Below are 3,815 nucleotides of genomic sequence, written 5' to 3' on the forward strand. Positions count from 1 at the left end.
CGGGTAGTTGACCTCTCCGGGTCCTCGCTGCAGCGGTCCGATCGGTGTGACCCCGCGGGCGAAGATCGGAAAGTCACCGAGCCGCAGAATGGCCGGAAGGTCTCGGATCAGCCCGTCCACGACGAAGCCGACGACTCCCCGGTGCCGGGCCTTCATGCTGATCGTGTCGCCCAAGACGGCGGTCATCGTGGACGAGCTCGCGTCGACGACAATCACGTCTCCAGGGCGCGCGATGTCGAGTGCCTTGTGGACCATCAAGTTGTCGCCTGGGAACACCTTCACCGTGCAGGCCGGACCGACGATGCGCAGGTCGGGAGCGGTCATGGCCCGGATGTCGGAGTTCATCGTGTAGAGGCGGTTCTGCAGGTCGGAGACCTCCGGCGACTCGAAGGCCTGCAGGCCGGCCACGACCTCGGGATCGGTCTTGCCGTCGTAGTACCGAAGCCGAAACCCGGGACCTGGATACAGCTTCGTGTGCCCTGGTTTGGCGCCGGGAGGGCTGGCTGACGGCTCGCTCATGGGTGCCCCTCTCGTCGTCGATCCGGCATCCTCAACCCGGCACCTACGCTCGGCGTCTCAGGCCAGCACCTTGAGGACGCAACGGCGGGCCTCCGTTCGCCCGCTGCATCAGCACCCGGCGGAGCAGGTCGCGGCGGCGGGTCGCCCGCCTCTCGGGCCGACGAGAGGGGTGGGCCACCGCTGCCGGTCGGCCACGTGGAGATCGTCAGCGCGCACTCAGCATAGAGGCCCCCGGAACGGGCAACGGGGCGGGCCCCGCCTCGGCGCGGCCTTCGTGGGCCCGATCATGACGTGCTCGGGCCCGCCAGACGGCCCGGGGCGGCGCTCGGTTCCGTGGTGGGGCCCGGTGGGAGACCTCGGTCCTCGGGCCCCGAGGATCACCCGCAGGGGCGGGCCCGGTGGTTCGCTGCCGCCCGCCGAAAAAAGTTGCGAGCTCAACGATCAGGGAGGAAGCGCGGGGCGGGGCCAGCCGACGCCCCCGCCCGCCGGGAGGCGGGGCCGCGAGCGGCGCCCCGCCGGAACCCCCACCTGATCGTCACCCACGTCTAGGATCTCCCCGTTTAGCCGGATGCCGGTGATTTGGGTCTGCGGGAAAGGGAGCTGCATGCGGATGTGGACGCGCCGGGACGATCCTGGCCAGGCGAACGCAACCGACCGCCCGGCCCCTCGACGTGCGCGCGCGGCCAGCACGCGCTCCGCGGCCGTGCGGCGCGTCCGGACGCTGCTGGTGGGCGTCGTCGCGGCCGCGGCGCTGGCAACTCCTGGCTGGCTGACCGCGAGCCTGCAGGACGCGGGCGCCGCGCCGGGCATCGCCCTCGTCCAGCAGTCGGCCGCGGCGACGACGCTCGGAGCGACCGAAACGGTCACGCTCTCGAGCGCCCCGGGCGCTGGCCACATGCTGGTCTTGGTCTGGACCAACGAGGCCGACCTCGTCACCGTCACCTCCGTCTCGGGTGGAGGCGTCACCTGGGTGAAGGCCAACCAGCAGAACGACAACGCCAACACCGGCGACAACGAGGTCTGGTACGGGCTGAACTCCTCGGGCGCCGGCACCGCCATCACGATCAACCTGTCGGGCCCCGCCACGTCGCTCTACTCCACCGCGGTGCTCGAGTTCTCGGGCGTTCCGACGGCCGAGCCCGGCGTGCTGGACGGCAAGCCCGCCGGCACGACGGGCAACGGGACCACCGCGGTGGCACCGTCGATCACCCCCGCGGTCGGCAACGAGCTCTTCGTCGGCCTCATCTCGACGAGCCAGGCGCGAACCGGGAGTCCCCCCGGCGGCGGGTTCACCGCGATCCCGCTGGCGGGTCCCTCGACCCACAATCAGGCCGGCTTCCTGATCGCGACTGACCCCGCCGCGCACCAGATGTCCCAGACCACGGTCTCGGGGTTGTTCGCGGGAACCGCGGCGAGCTTCGAGCCGGCGGCGGCACCGGCACCGCCGGCATCTGCGCCCGCGACGGTCGTGGTGACCCCACGGTTCACCGGCTGACCTGAATCGGCCCGCCGCGGCCGGGTGATCACCGGCCGGGCCCGGCGGGAGGGCCGGCGGCTCAGACGATGCTCGCGGCGCTCCGCACCACCTTGCGGCCGCTCACGAGGTCGCCGATCGACGTCGCCCGGTATCCCCGGTCGTCCAGCCCGTCCAGCAGGACCTCCACCATCCGGGCTCGATCGAAGGTCGGTGGTGAGACCTTCCGCTTCGGCGGCTCCCAGCCGTCGTGGAGCAGGACGACCGCTCCCGGTCGCACGGCCGGCACGATGAGCTGCGCCGCCCGCTCCGCCGGCTGCTCCAGCCAGTCGTCGCCGACGGTGCTCCACATCACGACGTCCAGTCCCGCGGCGCGCACCATCGCGTAGCTGCGGATCCGTTGCTCGCCGTAGGGGGGGCGGAACCACCGAACCGGTGCTCCGACGATCTCCTCGAGGCGTCGTCGGCCGTCACGCGTGCGTCGAAGGACCGCGCGCGCCGACAACGTCGTCAGGTTGGTGTGATCGACGCCGTGCAGGCCGACCTCGTGCCCCTCCGCGATCACGCGCCGGGCCAGGGCCGGAGCGGCCTCGGCATTGGCACAGAGGAAGAAGAACGTGGCGCGAGTTCCGCGCGCCGAGAGCACCTCCAGGATCGGCGCGGTCCAGCTCCGATCCGGTCCGTCATCAAAGGTGATCGCCACCAAGGGTTCGTCGGTCCTGGCTCCGACGACGCAGCCGCCAGGCGCCAGCACCCGTTCGACCGGCGGACGCAGACGGCGTTTCGCGCGCCGCCACAGCGGGACGGGAGCCGGGGCCGAATCGACGTCTTGCTGTTCCAGCATCTCGTCCGCCGTCCCAGAGGACTCCACCGCGGCCTTCCGCGCCACCACGAAGGCTAGCGGCTGGTTCGCGCGCGCCATGCACACCCGAGCCTTGACCGTTGTCAGGGTCGCAGCAATAGTGCCGAAGCATGGGTGCCCGAGTCGCGGTTGTCATCCCCACCTTCAATCGTCCCCACGAGCTCGGGCAAGCGGTGCGGTCGGTCCTCAGTCAGGTGGACGTCGAGCTCGACGTCGTCGTGGTTGATGACGGCGACTCGAGAGGAGAGCTCGGTGGCGTCCTCGCGGACGACCGAGTCCGGGTGGTGGTGACGCCGCGCCCTGGCTCCGGCGAGGCGGCCGCCCGAAACGCCGGCCTCGAATCCGTCACCGCACCGTGGATCGCGTTCTGCGACGATGACGACCTCTGGCACCCCCGCAAGCTTGTGACCCAGCTCGCCGCCGCTGACGGCGTCGGCTGGATGGCCTGTGGGAACGCCTCCTTCTGGGTGACCCGGGCCGGGCGACCCGTCGTCTGCGCGGTGAGCCCGTCCGTGTCCGCGGACGAGATCCTGGCCCAGCTGCGCCGGCGGGGGGGCATCCCCGGAGGCGCCTCCGGGGTGATGGCCCGTACCGACCTCGTCCGCGACGCGGGCGGTTATCGGGACCTCTCGATCGGCGCAGATTGGGATCTCTGGCTCCGGTTGGCGGACCGCGCACCCGTCGGGGTCGTCCCGGAGCGGGTCGTCGCGGTTCGTCTCCACCCCCGGTCGGTGACGGCCGACGCGCGCCGGCTCCGACGGGGCATGGACGACGTCGCCGCACTGCACACCGGCTCCGACGGATCTCTGCAGGTCGTCCCCGATGTCGAGAGCCACTTTCGCTGGTACGCGCAAGCGGCCAGCCGCGCCGGGCAGGGCCGGCTCGCGATGTCGTTCCAGTCCGACGTGGCGAAGCACTCGGGGCGGGCGCGGGATTGGCTGCTCGCCGTGGCCATGCTCG

At 71.8% G+C, this 3,815-nt stretch carries 4 protein-coding genes; 2 read left to right on the top strand and 2 right to left on the bottom strand.

What is annotated here, in order from left to right:
* On the bottom strand, positions 1–519 hold a 519-nt coding region (locus VG869_03415), incomplete at its 3' end, for a hypothetical protein (GenBank protein HEV3450231.1).
* Positions 520–1,222: 703 nt separating this feature from the next.
* Here VG869_03415 and VG869_03420 point away from each other — a divergent pair.
* Positions 1,223–2,014: a hypothetical protein gene (locus VG869_03420; protein HEV3450232.1), complete on the top strand. Its 792-nt coding sequence runs from the start codon at positions 1,223–1,225 to the stop codon at positions 2,012–2,014.
* 61 nt (positions 2,015–2,075) lie between these two features.
* Here the strand turns inward: VG869_03420 and VG869_03425 are convergent, their stop codons facing one another.
* Positions 2,076–2,915, bottom strand: coding sequence for a polysaccharide deacetylase family protein (locus VG869_03425; protein ID HEV3450233.1), 840 nt, complete (start codon positions 2,913–2,915; stop codon positions 2,076–2,078).
* 50 nt (positions 2,916–2,965) lie between these two features.
* Here VG869_03425 and VG869_03430 point away from each other — a divergent pair.
* Positions 2,966–3,815: glycosyltransferase family A protein (locus VG869_03430; protein ID HEV3450234.1), on the top strand; the 850-nt coding region annotated here is incomplete at its 3' end.

It is taken from the genome of Acidimicrobiia bacterium, assembly GCA_035948415.1.
Lineage (GTDB): Bacteria > Actinomycetota > Acidimicrobiia > IMCC26256 > PALSA-555 > PALSA-555.